Genomic DNA, 16,426 nt, shown 5'->3' with positions numbered 1-16,426 from the left:
TCTTGAGCAATGGTCATTATGTTTTCGGTAATCTATGGGCAGATATTGGGGGGGTACAGAATGCTGGGACAGTGATTCTGGCTAATGGCACCACGGGGACAGAAATTAACCGGATCTCTGGCACTAACCCAGAGGATTTTTTCGGCAACGGTGACATAAGAATCTTGAGCGATGGTAATTATGTTTTTGCCAATCCCAACGCAGATATTGGGGGGGTAGTGGATGCTGGGACAGTAATTCTAGCTGATGGCACCACAGGGGAGGAAATTAGCCGTCTCTCTGGTACTAACCGAAACGATAAGTTCGGCTCTGGTGGAATAACCGCCTTAAGCAATGGTAATTACCTGGTAGCTAGCCCCGCCGCCAACAATGGAGCCGGACAAGTAGATATCGGCATCGCCAACCCCTCCTCCTCCCTCACCCACAGCTATTTCCCAAACCGCAATATTACCCTCACTCCCTCCACAATTACCCGCATCACCGATACTGGAACTGCTGTCACCCTGCAAGCGAATAACGATATTACCGTTAACCAAGCCATTATCACTGATAATCCTACAGGTAGTGGCGGTGCCTTATCCCTAGAAGCCGGACGAAGTATTCTCCTCAATGCCGATATCACCACCGATAACGGCAACCTATCTCTGTTAGGGAATCAGCCTTTAGCAGCAGGAGTGATTAACTCAGAACGAGAACCTGGTGCAGCCGAAATTACCATGAAACCCGATACTACTATTAATACGGGTTTTGGCGATGTCACCATTGAATTAGACACAGGGGAAGGATTAACTCATAACACCGTTGGTACTATCACCCTGGATAACATCAACGCCGAAACCCTCACGGTTGATTCAGCCGGAGCCATCCTCGGTAACGGTATCCTCTCTATTAACAGTGACGCCACATTCACCACCACCCTCGCCAACGCTGGAACTGTCAGCGTCACCAACACCAACCCCACCACCATCGGCTACTCGATTATTGGCGGTAACTTCCGGCTCAACTCACCCTCACCCATTTCCCATGCACCGGGAGAACCCCTGCAAGTCGCTGGCAACATCTCGGTTAACGGAGGTAGCAGTAATCCTTTAATTAATAGTCTTGCTCTTCCCACCTCACCCATCGAAGAGAATGGGAATTTAATCATCACCCAAGTGGGAACTGTTAACTTACCCACCAACACCGTTACCGGAAACCTCACCGTCAATAGCCTACCGGGAGCCGTTCTATCGTTTAACACCGTCTTAGATAACCCCGCCATTACCCTGAATCAAGCCAACTCCTTTGGCGGTAGCTTAAGATTTCAAACCAGCAAAGACGGGATTAGCACCACAGGTATTCCCGGCATTACCCAAAGCGGTTCTTTAGACGTCAGCGGTACAGCTACATTCAATGCCGAAAACGGCACGATTACCCTCAATGACTCCAACAATCAATTTGGGACTCTCGCTTTTACTGGTAAAGATATTGCCATTCGGGAAAATGGCACAACTAATCTACTTAACTCCACCGCTACAGGCAATTTAAATTTAATTGCTGATCGTGGGATTAGCCAAGATGGAAATCTTACCGTCACAGGTACATCAAATTTTACCACGTTACAACCCGATGCCCCAATTACCCTGACCAATAATAACCAACTCACAGGAGATATCCACTTTACCACCAATGGGACGGGTAATGTTACCCTACTCAACACCTTAGCCACTCAATTAGCCGCCTCTAAGGTATATGGTAACTTGACGATTACCTCTGGCGGGGCGATTACCCAAACCGAACCCTTAAACCTGACTGGTATAACCACATTGAAGGCGGGTAACAGCGATATTATTTTAAATCAAAACAATGATTTTAGAACTCTTAGTATAAACGGTGGCAGAAATGTGAGAATTAACGATCGCAATGATATTAACCTAATCAACTCCTCAGTCTCTGGCAATTTCAATGTCAACGCCAGAGGAGACATTACCAGCCAAAATATATTTAACCCCAGTGGTTCAATCACACTCACCAGCACGAATGGTTCTATCGATACCACCCAAGGTACGCTCCGTACATTTTCCGTCGGTGCTGGCGGTGCGATCGCCCTTTCGGCTCAAGGTAATATTACCCTGGGCAATCTTGACGCTCGTGGGGTAAATGGTGGCGGTAGTATTACACTCACCAGTCAAGGGAGAATTGCTGCAGCCAATAGTTTCATCCGTAGTAGTACCATGAGTCCTACTAGTGGTTCAGGTCAAGCTGGGGACATTACGATTCAGGCTGAATCCGTTTCCTTTGCTGACACAATCCTATCCGCTTCTACCTTGGGTTCAGGGGAAGGAGGAACAATTACCATCAATGCCGCTGAATTCGTCGAATTACTCAATGACAGTCTAGTCCTAACCACAACAACAGGGAACGGCGATGCTGGAGACATCGAAATAACTACCACCCAACTGAACATTTTTAACGGTTCCCAAATTGGCACAGCAACAGTCAATCAAGGAGCCGGGGGAAATATAATCGTCAACGCCTCAGACACCATCAGAATCGCGGGTACTGCCCCTGATGGAGTACCCAGTGGTTTATTTACCGCCGCCCTTTCTGGCTCAACTGGAGTAGCTGGAAATTTAGCGATCGCGACTCAAACATTATCCCTGGAAAACGGATCACAAATCTCTGCCCGAAGTCAAGGAGAAGGTGACGCTGGCAAAATTGCTCTAACTATTGCCGACACATTCACCGCCACCGATAGCAGTATCCTCACCGCCACAGCTCAATCCGCTGGCGGCGCCATTCATATCACCGCAGGTGATATCCGACTCTGGGGCGACAGCGACATCACCACCAGTGTCTCCAGTGGAGGTGACAACGGTGGGAACATCATGATCACCGCTGACTCCATCCTGGCATTTGCTGATAGCGATATCTTAGCCTTTGCCCGTGATGGCAGAGGCGGCGACATCACATTGAATACTCCCATCTTCTTCGGCTTCGGCTATACCCCCGCAGCCAGAGGCACTGATCCAGCTACCCTAGATCATAACCAGCGGGTCGATATCAATGCCGATGCCGCGATCGATGGCATAATTACCATACCCGACCTCACTTTTATTGAAAATAGCCTCATCGATTTACCCGACAATTTCATCGACACCGATAATCTAATTGCCAATAGCTGCATGGTTCGGGCTGATCAGCAAAATGGCAGATTCATCATCACCGGCGCTGGCAACTTACCCCTGCGTCCCGATGATCTTACCATTTCCCCCTATCCCACGGGCACCGTGCGGATGATTCCCACAGAAAGTACCACTCGCCCCTGGCAAAAAGGCGATCCGATTGTGGAATCCACTGGAGTCTATCGACTCCCTGATGGACGATTGGTGATGAGTCGAGATTGTTCTTAAATGCTCCGATCAACCTCTCTTCACAATCTGGACATAACAGGGTTATGTATGCCGGATTTTGTATTAAACTCAAAATAATGGTGCGTTACGCTACCCTTCGGGAACGCTTCGCGAACGCTAACGCACCCTACAATTTTGCTTTAACATAAAATGACCAATGACCAATGACCAATGATGCTTTCCTCGCCCTTAGTGTTGACCATTCCACCCTCAATTAAACTCAGCGATGACCAGTTTTTTGAACTGTGCCAAATCAACCATGATTTGCGATTAGAACGTAACCTGAAAACCGGAGAAATTTGGATTATGACGCCAGCGGGGGGAGAAACAGGAAATCGCAATTTTTCCCTAATCGTTCAACTTGGTTCATGGGTAAAACAGGATAAAACCGGGATGGGTTTCGACTCTAGCACCGGATTTCGGATTCCAGGAGCAATCAAAGAACCCATGTCACCGGATGCCGCTTGGGTGCGATTAGAACGCTGGAATGCGTTGACGCCGGAACAGCAGCAAAAATTTCCCCCAATTTGCCCGGATTTTGTGGTGGAATTACGCTCTCCCAGTGATACATTGAAATCCTTACAAAAAAAGATGGAGGAGTGGGTGCGTTTGGGCGTACAATTGGGTTGGCTGATTGACCGTACTGGCTGCCAAGTTTATATTTATCGTCAAGATGGTTCTCAGGACTGTTTACAGAATCCGGAAACCCTATCGGGCGAGATGGTGCTTCCAGGTTTTGTATTAGACATGAGTGAAATTTGGTAGGAATTGATAGCTTGCACCCGGTTAATAGATTGTCCAGATTCTTACCTATTTATAGTTCGATAGCCTCTGGGAATACATTCTCAGCAATGAGTGGACTTAAACCCCGAGTCGTCGTCATGTCTACCTTACTGTTTAAGCAAGACTCTAAATCATTGATCAATCCGCCGGGAAACCAAGCACTCGTGCAGTTTCGATCATAATCAATCAAAAAATCAATATCGCTCTGTTCGGTTGCTTCCCCTCGTGCTACAGAGCCAAATACCCGAACACTGTGAGCACCATGTTTGCTAAAAATGGCAATTAGTTCATCCCGGCGATCGCGCAAGTCTTCAATCGTTCGGATTGCTGTTGAACAGCCCATATTCATTCCTTATATTGGGGTTTTACCGAGCTTGAGTGCGATTAATTATCATCACATTATCGTTAATAATGTTATCCATTATACTCAACGATTAAGTATGCCCGACAAGGTTTTTGGTTTTCCTCTCTACTGGGCGCGATCGCATCCCATTGATCAGGATGACAATATCACAAATCCCGTAGGGGCGCACAGACGTGCGCCCTGACTGAAGGCTTGCTACAGATGGACTTTTCATCTGCATAAAGCGATTTGTGAAGGGTTACGTAACCCACCGGAAAAGTGGGTGCTCTGCGGCTTGTGTTCTTTGAGACGTTCATTAACTAAGAAATATGCGCCTAACGCACCCTACTGGCATGACCCAGCTAAAATTGTGCAATAGATTGATGGTTAAATTGGGCGCACGTCTGTGCGCCCCTACAATTCTAATTCACCATTTTAGGTGGGTCACGGCACTACTGGCTACTGCATTTAAGCAGATTACTTATCTTTCTTTTGCTTTTGCTTCTGGGAATGTTGTCGCTTGAGCAACCCTCCAAATCCTAAAGCAGTGGCTGAACCAAGGATAGTTAAGGGTTCAGGTACAGGTTCTGGGTTTACAGTACTTTGTGTGGCATTAAAGTTATCAAAGGCAAAACCGCCACCTCCGATACGCTCAACACCAGAAATGCGAATGGAACCGATATCACTGCTTAAATTGCTGAAGGAAAAGTCATAGGGCAAACCACTTAAAGTATTAGGACCTTCACCACCAGGGATAGGAGGTGTGGTAATGGAACTAATTATTGTCCCTGTAGAATCAAATGCTTCGATCGAGTATATTTCGCCCGCATCAATATCCCAGAGTTGACCCGATGCGCTGGTTGCAGGTGCACCTGTATATTTCACAATGAAATCAGCGGAATCAAAAACATTAAGAAAATCAACTCCTCCAGGAGAACGTAGCAACCAGTCGCCTCCTTCATTTGTTGCTGTCCTGTCTAAGTCTGGAGAAGACCCATGAGTGTAAGAGACACCCGTGTTTATGCTATCGTTACGGCTCTCAAATGCGGCATCAGCATCAATGGTTAAATCTCCATTTGTATCAAAACCAAAAGTGACGGTAGTACCATTTACTGTGTAAGAATTCGTCAAAGCCGCGTTATCTGTCGGCGTAGTTATGCCATCGGGAAGGGTTTCAAAGTCGATAAGAGCAGCCTGAGCAGAACCCGAAAAACTTAGAAGTAAAGTCGTTGTTCCGGTTGCTGTAGCCATTAACAGTGGAGCTACCGATTTCTTGGTTATTGTTGTCATTTTTGCAGGTATTTTAGAGACAATCTCAATGAAGTTAAAACAACAGCGTAATTAGCTGTATTTCTAGAATACCAGTCAGATTTATATAATGCATTAACCTTTTCTGCCAATTTGATGGCGTAAATCAACAAAGTTATTGACAGGATTGAGCCAGTCAGATTGCACAAAACTACACAAAATTGGCTGCATAAACGGGAAACCCTGAGCCATCAAGACTTTCAGAGGCATTGACAGTAGAGACTAAAAGGCAACGTCTTTACCAGTTCCTAGAAAACCAGTAAGAGACGTTCCACCGGAACTCTACCAAGGGCTATTTGAGTAAGGCTATATTAAGTAGGGATTAGGGTGGGGTGGATTTGGGAAAAACCAAGACGAGCGCATCAAATGTTTTCATTCAAATCAAGCCAACGCGATCGCCGGTTCTGAGAATCACACAGATTAACACACAGAGGACAACACAAAGCGCGATCGCATCCCATTGATCAGGATGACAATATCACAAATCCCGTAGGGGCGCACAGACGTGCGCCCTGACTGAAGGCTTGCGCCCCGAGTCATGGACTTTCCATCTGCATAAAGCGATTTGGCGGTGAAATCGGGCGCACTTATGTGCAGTAAAAGGGCGCACACCGTGCGCCCCTACAATTCTAATCCACCTTGCTTAGGTGTGCCGAGCCACTACAGCAACTATGGCGGGAGAAACTTTCTTTTCAAATATCCCAGTTAGGGCAATCAATGAGCCGCATTGGTATCAAGCCCTTATTTTGAACAGCTTCTAAGCTATAGCGTTTTCATTTGAGATGCCAACAAGCCACCCTTATCCAGTAAGGCTTTCAGGGCTTTGGCTGTACAGGAATCATCTGTAAACACTATATTGAGCAAATAACAAATGACAATTAAATCAGGATGTATCTTACAGGGAAACGGACAACATTTGTAGAGGTTGGCATTACCATTTCAATATGTGGGGGCGCAAGCCTTGCACCCCTACCGTTAGCTGTACCATCAGCATTGGGAAATTCCGATACAGTGGCTCAATCTTCTCCACCCCCTGGGATAACGATTCCAGAAGGTGCACCAGAAACCCTGGAACAAACCATTCCCAATCCAACTGATTTATCCCCTCCTTTACCACAGGAAACCCCCCTATCCCCACCTCAACCCAACCTACAGTTACCTGCGACTCCCCAACCGCCTCAAGTTCCCTCTCTATCCCCAGAAGTATTCCGCATTAATCAAATAGAAGTTCTCGGCAATACCGTATTGCAATCAGAAATCGCCGAATTAACCCAAGCGTATCACAACCAAGACGTCACCTTTGAAACTTTACTCGAACTACGCCAACGCATTACTCAACTGTATATTCAACAGGGTTATGTCACCTCTGGCGCCTTTTTACCCAAACAAAATATTAGTGATGGGATGATCCAAATTCAAGTCGTTGAAGGTGAAATTGAACAGATTCAAATCCAGGGATTAAACCACCTCAAACCAGGATATGTGCGCCGTCGCCTGGAATTAGCAACCGATACTCCTTTCAATCAGCATCGCCTCGAAGAAGCCTTACAACTTCTGCAACTTGACCCCCTCCTAAATCAAGTCAATGCTGAACTAATCGCTGGCAGTGGTTCCGGCAAAAACATCTTACTCCTAGACTTGCAAGAAACACCATCCTTTCACGCCGGTGTATCTGGTGCCAATAATCAATCTCCCAGTATCGGCTCAGAACAAGCCAATCTATTTATCAGCCATGATAACCTATTCGGATTTGGCGATCGCGTGACTGCTGAATACGGCTTCACCGCCGGATTAGACTTCTATCGTTTTAACTACGGGATTCCCATCAATGCCCGTGATGGTAAAATTAGCTTCAGCTATAGCAATAGTAACAGTCGGATTCTAGAAGCCGGCTTTGAAGACTTAGGCATCAGAAGCCAATCCCGCACCCTATCTGTAAATTTCCGTCAACCCATCGCGCGATCGCCTACAACTGAATTTGCCCTCGGTATCAGCGTCGATTGGCGTCGTAGCCAAAGCTTCCTACTCAATGATATCCCCTTTTCCTTCTCCCAAGGACCAGAGGATGGCGAATCCAAAGTTACCGTCATTCGCCTCTTTCAGGAATGGAGCGATCGCACACCTAACCGCATCTTAGCAGCTCGCTCTCAATTTAGTCTCGGACTTGATGCCTTTGATGCCACAATTAATAATACAGGAACCGATGGGCGATTCTTCTCTTGGTTAGGACAATTTCAATGGGTGCAGCGATTATCACCCAAAACCGTACTCCTGGCAGAAATCAATACTCAACTCACTCCAGATTCTCTACTCTCCCTAGAACGATTCGGGATGGGCGGTGGAGATAGCATTCGAGGGTATCGCCAAAATCAATTGGTGACTGATAATGGCATTTGGGGTTCACTAGAAGTCCGGATTCCCCTCACCTCAAACCCCAATCAATTACAACTCGTACCTTTCTTTGATATCGGTACAGCGTGGAATAATCAAGATGATCACCCAAATCCCAACACCATTGCTAGTTTAGGATTAGGATTAAATTGGCGGATTAATTCCGATTTAGATTTGCGTTTAGACTATGGCATCCCCTTAATTAAAGTCAATCAACGGGGGGATTCACTGCAAGAATCGGGTTTCCACTTTTCCCTGGATTATCAGCCCTTTTGATAAATTAGGTAGGCACGCCGAAAAGTTAACGGTGGAGTCGTCATTCGTTATTTGTCATTAGTCCTTTGTCAGGGATAAACTAAAGACTTTCTTGTTCCCTCACCGCCGATTTTGGGATGGTTAGGGAGGGGTGGAAAATTTCCTAGATCAGGTAAAAACAAAGACGAGCGCATCAAACTCTGAGAAAGTGGTAGGGGCGCACGGCGTGCGCCCAGAAACTCCGTACAATTTCTTTTCTACAATTAAATCAGGGCGGGTTTTGTTGAGGAGTTATTAGTAACAAGCTAGTTTGAGTTCCTAAACCCGCCCCTACAATTTAATCTCTGGTAGAGGCAATTCATGAATTGCCCCTACAGGTAGCTGCTACACCGCCAAGCAAACCTTACTCATAATCCAGTTTTGGATCAACCTTAAACGTCCCCACAGACGCCTGTAACTCTCGCGCCACTTCCACCGTTTTCCGCAGTGAATTCGACACTTTCGTTGAGGAATCCGAGGTTTGGGCTGAAACCATGGCAATTTCATACATCAAACTACTCACGGCTTGAGCCGTTTGAGTCTGAGACACCGTAGCCGTAGAAATTAACTGCACCAATTGGTCAATCTGATAGGATACCTCTAACATCTGACCCAAACTATTCTTCGCATCATCCACTAACTGTGTTCCTTCTACCACCTGCTTGGTACTTTGTTCCATCGCCTCAACCACCATCGCTGTTTCCCGTTGAATACTCTCAACAATGTCCTCAATTTCTTGAGTCGCCGCCGCTGATTTTGCCGCCAATTCTCCCACTTCTTCGGCAACAACGGCAAAGCCTTGACCCTCTTCACCAGCCCGTGCTGCTTCAATCCCAGCATTAATGGCAAGTAAGTTGGTTTGTAGGGCGATTTTCTCAATGATAGATACCACCTTGGCAATCTGTTGAGACGACTCACCCAAACGCTTCACCTTTTTCGCTGTCTCACCAATCGTACCCCGCAGATTTAAGATATTCTCTACCGTTAAATCCATCGCCGCTTGACCCATTTGTGCAGTATTGGATGCCGTACCAGCAACTATAGCCGCTTGGCGAGCATTCTCTGCGACTTCTTCAATCGACTGGGTCATTTGTTCGACAGAATTTAAAATCTGAGTTGTTTCTTCTGCCTGTTTCAGTGCCGCTTCTGCCAGTTGCTGAATTGCTTTCTCGTCTTCCCCAACCGCCATATTCACCTGAAGCGCTGACTCTTGTACCCGCGTGACAATTTGCCGCAAGTTCTCAACAATCGAGTTGAAAAAGTCAGCAACGGTGCCAATTTCACCAATGTTTACCTCTGCCCGTACCGTTAAGTCACCTCTGGCTGCTCCTTCTACATCATTGAGCAGTTCAACTAATTGCATTTGAATGGCTTCTTTTTGTTGACGTTGCTCCTCTGCTAGCATTTGGGCTTTTTGACGGGATTGCTCAATTTGGGCTAAGAAATCTAAACGGTCTAAGGCTGAACCGAGTTGAATCGCCACCTGTTTAAAGAAGGTAATTTCTGATTCTTGCCACGCTCTGGTACTGGAACATTGATGAGTCACTAACAAGCCGTGAAGATCACCATACGCCAAAATCGGCGCGACTAAATTGGCTTTGACTTTAAAGGGTTCGAGTTGACCCAAATAACACTTGCTCAAACCCGCCTTTTGGATATCTTCAATCGCCTTGACTCGCCCCCGCTTGTATTTCTCCACATACTGCTCCGCAAAACAGGGGTCAGCAATATTCGCGCCCAAGGCTTTGGGAAAACCTTCCGCCACAGATTCAGCCTTGATTGTTCCTTTCCAGTTTTCGTTAAACAAATAAACGATCGCGCGATCGGTTTTCATCGTTTTGCGAACTCCTGTAATCGCGGCATGATAAATTTCTTCCACGGTCACAGATTCCCGAATGCTTGACGTAATTTCGTTTAGTTGTTGCGCCCGTTCGGTTTCCGCTTCTTTCTCCACCAAGAAGTTCACCCGGTCTAAGGACAAACCTACTTGAATCGCTAACTTTTTGAGAAACTCAATTTCCGACTGCTGCCAATTATGGGGAGCATTACAGTGGTGGGCAATGAGTAAACCAAATAACTGCTCATCTTTGAGAATTGGGGTTACCAAATTGGCTTTAATTTGTAACCGTTTCATTAACTGGAGATGCTCCGGATGGAAACCCGCTTCAAAAACATTATTGGTGGGTACGACTCGTCCTTTTTGATAAGCTTCGATAAGAGCATCCCCAATACAAGCGTCTTCGATTTTATCCCCCAAAGCCCGAATAAAACCGGGAGCGACGGCTTCATTGGAGATGTATCCCCGCCAATCGGGTTGGAACCGATAGATTACCACCCGATCAACGCCCATAATTTGTAACGCTCCTTGAACAGCCGTCTGGAAGACTTCCTCTAAGTCTCGTTCAGTACGAGCGCGGGAAATGGCGATTTTAGTAAATAATTCTGCCTGTTGAGTTTCTGCTGATTGCTGATATAATAATCCTTTAACGCTGGTCACGAGATTATTAAAAGCTTGTGCCAAGAGGCGGGTTTCTGTCGAACCCACGGGTTCAGCTTGCACATTGAGATCCCCACCGATCATCTGTTCAGCCGTGCCAACCAATTGTTTTAAGGGCATTGCCAAGCGACGGGCTAAAAACAACAGGGTTGCCACAATCGCACCGCCTAAGAGCAGAAACGCTAAGGAAAAGGTCAACGTGGCTTGAGACCCAGTTTTGCGGAGATCACTTAGTTCCATGGAAACTGCAACTACCCAGTTGGTTTTGGGAACGGGGACGAGAAGATAACGACGATCCGCGTAGGTAAAAGTGGCACGTTTTAAGGAATCGCCAACCTGAGAGGGGACGGACTCGATAGTTAGCTCCTTAAATGGTAGATTACTCACCACCGATTCCACCTCAGAGTTCTGAGACTGTACGCTATCGAGCAACATTTTGACACCTTGCGCGATCGCATCACCGCCTACGACTGTCTGCTGACCTTGTTCATCCTGAATCCCCACGTTATGAATGACGGTGACATTACCCTCGTTTGTTAGAGCTAAAAGCTGTACGATTTGAGAATCAACCCGGTGTAGTTCTGAGAGCAAACTATTCAGCACCGTCGCGAACACTGTAGCGGGTAAGACGCCTTTGACCACACCCAAAAATTCCCCAGAGTTGGGATCAGTAATCGCTTGGCTCAGTTCAATCCCAAATGTATTTGCCGATTGATCAAACGTCGGTTCGAGCAACCGACCCTCACCCGTTTTAGTCTGTTGCCACCATTGTTCATCCCGTTGCACAAAATCCGAAAGTGGCTGACTGTATGCTACATTAAACCCGTGCTTATCGGTGAAAAATAACTCAGCAAATTCGCCAATTTCTGCCGTTTTCTGAAGATAACTATTCAGAGATGGATTCAGTTGGACAATTTTATTCGTGGCAAAGGTTTGTTCAAGCTGTTCAATCGGAATTGTCGGCAGTCCTTCTGCTTGAGCCACTATCGCCGTATTTTTAGCCGCGTTAATAACTAACGGGTTATTTGCCACAATCGCCGGTATTTTTTCGGCTTCGGCTAACAACTCATTGACAAGATCACTGGTTAACAATGCTTCATTTTGTAATAACTGCTCAGTTTGTTGTTGGCTGCGCCCAGAAATAATTCCAGATGTCACCAATCCCGCTATTGCCAGGGGAACCAGTACCGCCGGCAAAATGGTTTGTAATAACTGAGTCCGCAGGGGAGTACTTGGTTGGGATGACAACTGATTGTAGCCTCCGGAAAGAGTACGCCACACGAAAGGCTGTTTAGCCCCTTCTGGAGGCGTCATTCCTGGAGGTGGAACGGGTTCTAGAGGGAGTTGACTGTGGGGATAATTCGTTGCACTTTTTTGATACCCTCTATTCAAAGCGTCTTCGGTGAGTTCATGGGATTGAGAGTTATAAGTGTTAAGTGGATCAAACTGAGTAGCCATTAAATGATGTCCTTGAAATGAGAGTCTTTTTGGATTTTTGATTGTTGATTGTCATACTCGCTCTTCGAGAAGCAAGCTACGTCAAAGAATTATGGTATTGGCTCTGGATACTCTCTCCCACTCATCAACACGGGAAATGCTATATCAGCCTTACATCATTAGAAAACTAGACCTAAATCTAAAATCTAAAATCCCAAAGGATATCCGAGTGACTTTGGTGTAAAAAACACGGCAGATGTTTATCCTCAGGGGGTGTGCGAAAATAAACCCACACTTTTTGCTTGAATCCTAATTCACGAATGAAAAATGATAATTGACAATTGTCAATTTTCAATTGTCAATTAACTACGACGCCTAAAGCACTCGTCTACAAGCCACACTAGCCGCCTTTACACCCCCACCAGAGGCAATTAAAGCGCCGATGGGACCACCAACAGCTTCCCCCGCGATCGCCATTTCAATCGCCACCGCCAACGTACAAACATCTAAATCTGCTTCTGATGCGGGTTGCGCTTCTGGATGATTGTCTTTCCAGGCTTGGGCTAAAGGAACGGCAAGTTCTGCTAATTGATTTTCTAGGTCAAATTGCTGCACTTCTTCAGAAGATACAGTATCAGGGGTTGAGGGATTGATCTGACTTAATTGGTTTTCGGATTTGAATGAACTCATAGCGCTAGTACCTAAAAAACACCACATTCAGGAATAGTGGGATTGAAGCGAAAGCGATAGATTACCCTGGTGGTGTCCAACCTTGAGGAGAACGGAAGCAATAAAGGTGAGCGATCGCAGACCCTAGGCTTTCATTCCCACATCTGGTTGAATCTGTAAGACAGTCGTATAACTTGTAATACACTTTCCTTATCATAGGGCAACTACACGAGTATCAGCAACAAAGTCTTGGAGGTTTTATCGAGTCTTCATAAACTTGGACAGGGGGGTACAGGGGAGATGAGGGAGAATTTCCCCATCACTTCCCCTCCTCACCCACCCCTGAGACATTACTCAAACAGAACCGTCACCTCACTTGATTGGGTAAAGTAGTTCCAAATCGCGATCGCTAAATCATTCTCATATTCCAGCTTTTCTATACCCCGACAATTCTGGCAATCTCCTGTACATGATGAAGTTTGACCATCTGAAGTTTGACCATCTAGGGAACCCTCTGGAATTGCTAAACAAATGTTAACAACCGGGATCTCGTTTCCCTCACCCAATCCGTTGTAGGTGCTGAACGTCACCGCAGCAACATAGTCCATATTTATGATCAAATCGGCGAGTCGGATGAATGCCAAAATAAACTCCTCGCACAGATAATTCAATAACTGTTTTGTCAAAAAAAACCTTAAATAAAAAGGTTAAGTTATACACCCAATGGGTGAACTCAAGGTTGAACTGTTCAATTTGGTGTCGTAGATGCACTTACTCGCAACGGACTAGAGAAGATAGCTCCTCTGGCTTGAGTTTTTCTCAAAGGAGGGTTTCTTTTCTATGCCATTGCGATGACCCTGAAAGCGTACTTAACCGTAAGATAGCGTAAAACACGTAATACACCAATAGCATGATAGTCAATCTGCACCCTTCTCGGCAATAGGCTGATCACCAATATTGGTGATTAGGGATAGGTGAGTGGTAATTGAAAAAATTTTCCTGTGTACCCCCGCACCCCATATTTGTCATTCCGCCAAAAAATCCAGCAACGCCTTCGCTGTCTCTTGCGGCGCTTCCTCTGGCAGAAAATGACCACAGTCCAACGCCTGACCCCGAACATCGATCGCGCGATCGCGCCAAGTTTGTAAGACATCATAGCGGCGTTGCATTAAGCCTTTTGCTCCCCATAGCACCAACAGAGGACATTGAATCTTCTGGTCAATATCTGCCTCATCGTGTTCTAGATCAATGGATGCAGCGGCGCGATAATCCTCACAGGTGGCGTGAATCACAGCAGGTTGGCTAAAGCAGCGAATATATTCCGCCATCGCCGCCTCGGTAAACCCCGCCTGTGTCGCACTCCATTGGTGTATCTTGGTCTTTAGGTAAAATTCTGGGTCAGCACCAATCAGTCGTTCGGGAAAATTATTCGGCTGGATCAGAAAAAACCAATGTTCGTAAGCTGTGGCTAACTCCTTATCCACCGTTTGAAAAATAGTTCGGGTGGGTACAATATCTAAAACCGCCGCCTTCTCAACCCGCTCAGGATAGTCAAGCAGGAGGCGATGCAACACCCGTCCGCCGCGATCGTGCCCGACGGCAAAAAAGCGCTTAAAACCCAGGATATCCATCAGTTCTACTTGGTCTTGGGCTGTTACCCGTTTAGAATAGGTCAGGTGGGCTGGATCAGAGTTCGGTTTATCGCTCTCACCATAGCCGCGCAAATCTGAACAAACCACAGTGAAGTGCTGTGACAGAAGTGGCGCAACCTGATGCCACATTACATAAGTTTGAGGATAACCATGGAGTAGTAACAGAGGATATCCTTCGCCACCCATCACCAGATTAATCGTGGCACCTGAGGTAGAAATCCGGTGCTGGGTAAATTGCTCAAACATAACTGTGCCGATGGGGGACAAGTAGACAGATCTTAACCAAGTACGTTAGTTTATATTCAGGCATGGTATTTTGCTGGAACTCAGATTATTCATCCTTTTTCTTATCGCGATCGCGCCGTTGAGTCAACGAGAGGGCATTTACATTTCAAGGTAAGCATCTACCCTTCTAGAACATCGGTTCCATCATCGAATCAGATGCTGATTTTCTACAGAAAGATTAACATAAGTGACCGGAAAATCTAGTTGATGATGTATGTAGGGGAGCCGCTTGGGGTGCATGTCAGTTTTGCACAAAATGTTCTCGTAGGTTGGGTAGAGCGCAAGCGAAACCCAACAAGCTAACGATGGCGTTGGGTTTCGTTCCTCAACCCAACCTACTTGCGTTGACATGCTCCCGCTGCTTGCACCCTAACATTAATTTTTATTTATAAAATTATTACGAATGAATTTAATCCGTCTAATTCAAGAATTAAACAACTTTAGTAAACATGGTAATGGCGAGCTAATTATACAAAATGCTCAGACAGTTTGGACACTTTACCTGGTTCGGGGTCAATTACTTTATCCCAAGAGTAAACATCATCCAGTGAGGCGCTGGAACAGAGCAAGACAAAACAGTTTGTGATAAATTGAAACATATTGCTATAAGCAGCTATAGACGTAATATAGAAAATACAAGGGTTGTGAGTTTATTCTCTCAGTTATTCCTACATAGAGACGGTGTAAGACAGATAGACCGGAAATAGAAATATTTGTATTACAAAGCACTTTCCCCCTGTTGAAAAGGAAATCGCAGCTATACAAACTTGCGTCCGCAAGGTAAGGACTGGCGGACAGTAGAATGTCAAGTGCGATCGCCCTCTATGCTCTACTATTGAATATGTCCAACTTTCTAGGGCAGCAGAGGTAGTTATGAGTACCACGGACTCAACATCCCAGTCAAGGCGTCAGGAACATCACCTCCACCCCCAGCAGGTTCTCCAGTTTTCAACCGCTTGCAGATGCTCAAAGCTCAAAGCGTGCAGCGTTCCTTAACATCAGAGGTGGATGCATTGAGAAGTGAAGGAAGAAAGGCTACCCCAAGTACAAGAAAAACCGTCCTAATCATGGTTCCGTAGAGTATAAGACATCTGGCTGGAAACTATCAGAGAATCGTGACTCAATCACATTCACTGATGGATTTAAAGCCGGAACGTTTAAGCTTTATGGAACTCGCGACTTAAACTACTATCAACTGACTCAGATTAAAAGAGTTAGGGTAGTGCGTCGCGCTGATGGATACTATGCCCAATTCTGTATTGACCATGACAGGACTGAAGATAGGACTCCGACAGGTCACAACGTAGGGTTAGATGTTGGTTTAAACCATTTTTATACCGACTCAGATGGTCAGACAGTTGACAATCCGAGATTC

11 protein-coding genes and 1 pseudogene are annotated in these 16,426 nt (G+C 46.0%); 4 read left to right on the top strand and 8 right to left on the bottom strand.

The window, feature by feature from the left end; translation table 11 throughout:
• On the top strand, positions 1–3,392 hold a 3,392-nt coding region (locus tag RIM23_RS10830), incomplete at its 5' end, for a beta strand repeat-containing protein (RefSeq protein ID WP_446366930.1).
• A gap of 174 nt (positions 3,393–3,566) precedes the next feature.
• Complete coding sequence (locus tag RIM23_RS10825) at positions 3,567–4,157, top strand: Uma2 family endonuclease (protein WP_446352907.1); 591 nt, start codon at positions 3,567–3,569, stop codon at positions 4,155–4,157.
• 49 nt (positions 4,158–4,206) lie between these two features.
• On the opposite strand, the gene RIM23_RS10820 is transcribed toward RIM23_RS10825, so the two are convergent.
• The 4 genes from RIM23_RS10820 to RIM23_RS10805 form a co-directional block, all read right to left on the bottom strand.
• Entirely contained in the window at positions 4,207–4,518 is a 312-nt protein-coding gene (locus RIM23_RS10820; protein WP_446366928.1) for a nucleotidyltransferase family protein, read from the bottom strand.
• A 91-nt stretch (positions 4,519–4,609) separates the two neighbouring features.
• Positions 4,610–4,753 carry a hypothetical protein gene (locus tag RIM23_RS10815; protein WP_446366926.1) on the bottom strand — a complete coding sequence of 48 codons (144 nt, stop codon included), beginning with the start codon at positions 4,751–4,753 and terminating at the stop codon, positions 4,610–4,612.
• A gap of 242 nt (positions 4,754–4,995) precedes the next feature.
• Complete coding sequence (locus tag RIM23_RS10810; RefSeq protein ID WP_446366924.1) at positions 4,996–5,808, bottom strand: PEP-CTERM sorting domain-containing protein; 813 nt, start codon at positions 5,806–5,808, stop codon at positions 4,996–4,998.
• Between the two features lie 93 nt (positions 5,809–5,901).
• Positions 5,902–6,036, bottom strand: a complete 135-nt coding sequence (locus RIM23_RS10805; RefSeq protein WP_446366922.1) for a hypothetical protein — start codon at positions 6,034–6,036, stop codon at positions 5,902–5,904.
• A gap of 678 nt (positions 6,037–6,714) precedes the next feature.
• Here RIM23_RS10805 and RIM23_RS10800 point away from each other — a divergent pair.
• The gene (locus tag RIM23_RS10800) at positions 6,715–8,493 is read left to right on the top strand and encodes a ShlB/FhaC/HecB family hemolysin secretion/activation protein (RefSeq protein ID WP_446366920.1); all 1,779 of its coding nucleotides are present in this window, start codon (positions 6,715–6,717) and stop codon (positions 8,491–8,493) included.
• A 382-nt stretch (positions 8,494–8,875) separates the two neighbouring features.
• Here RIM23_RS10800 and RIM23_RS10795 read toward each other — a convergent pair whose 3' ends face one another.
• From RIM23_RS10795 to RIM23_RS10780, 4 genes are all read right to left on the bottom strand, one after another.
• Positions 8,876–12,466, bottom strand: coding sequence for a GAF domain-containing protein (locus RIM23_RS10795; protein WP_446366918.1), 3,591 nt, complete (start codon positions 12,464–12,466; stop codon positions 8,876–8,878).
• Between the two features lie 354 nt (positions 12,467–12,820).
• Positions 12,821–13,135, bottom strand: a complete 315-nt coding sequence (locus tag RIM23_RS10790; RefSeq protein ID WP_446352868.1) for a hypothetical protein — start codon at positions 13,133–13,135, stop codon at positions 12,821–12,823.
• Between the two features lie 329 nt (positions 13,136–13,464).
• Complete coding sequence (locus tag RIM23_RS10785) at positions 13,465–13,800, bottom strand: hypothetical protein (protein WP_446352870.1); 336 nt, start codon at positions 13,798–13,800, stop codon at positions 13,465–13,467.
• A gap of 339 nt (positions 13,801–14,139) precedes the next feature.
• On the bottom strand, positions 14,140–15,012 hold the full coding sequence (locus RIM23_RS10780; RefSeq protein WP_446366916.1) for an alpha/beta fold hydrolase: 873 nt from the start codon (positions 15,010–15,012) through the stop codon (positions 14,140–14,142).
• Between the two features lie 1,066 nt (positions 15,013–16,078).
• Between RIM23_RS10780 and RIM23_RS10775 the strand changes: the two are divergent.
• Positions 16,079–16,426, top strand: a pseudogene (locus tag RIM23_RS10775) (RNA-guided endonuclease TnpB family protein); the annotation flags it as partial.

The sequence above is a fragment of the Coleofasciculus sp. G3-WIS-01 genome (assembly GCF_040223135.1).
Taxonomy (GTDB): Bacteria; Cyanobacteriota; Cyanobacteriia; order Cyanobacteriales; family Coleofasciculaceae; genus Coleofasciculus.
This window is presented reverse-complemented; position numbering and strand designations above follow the sequence as displayed.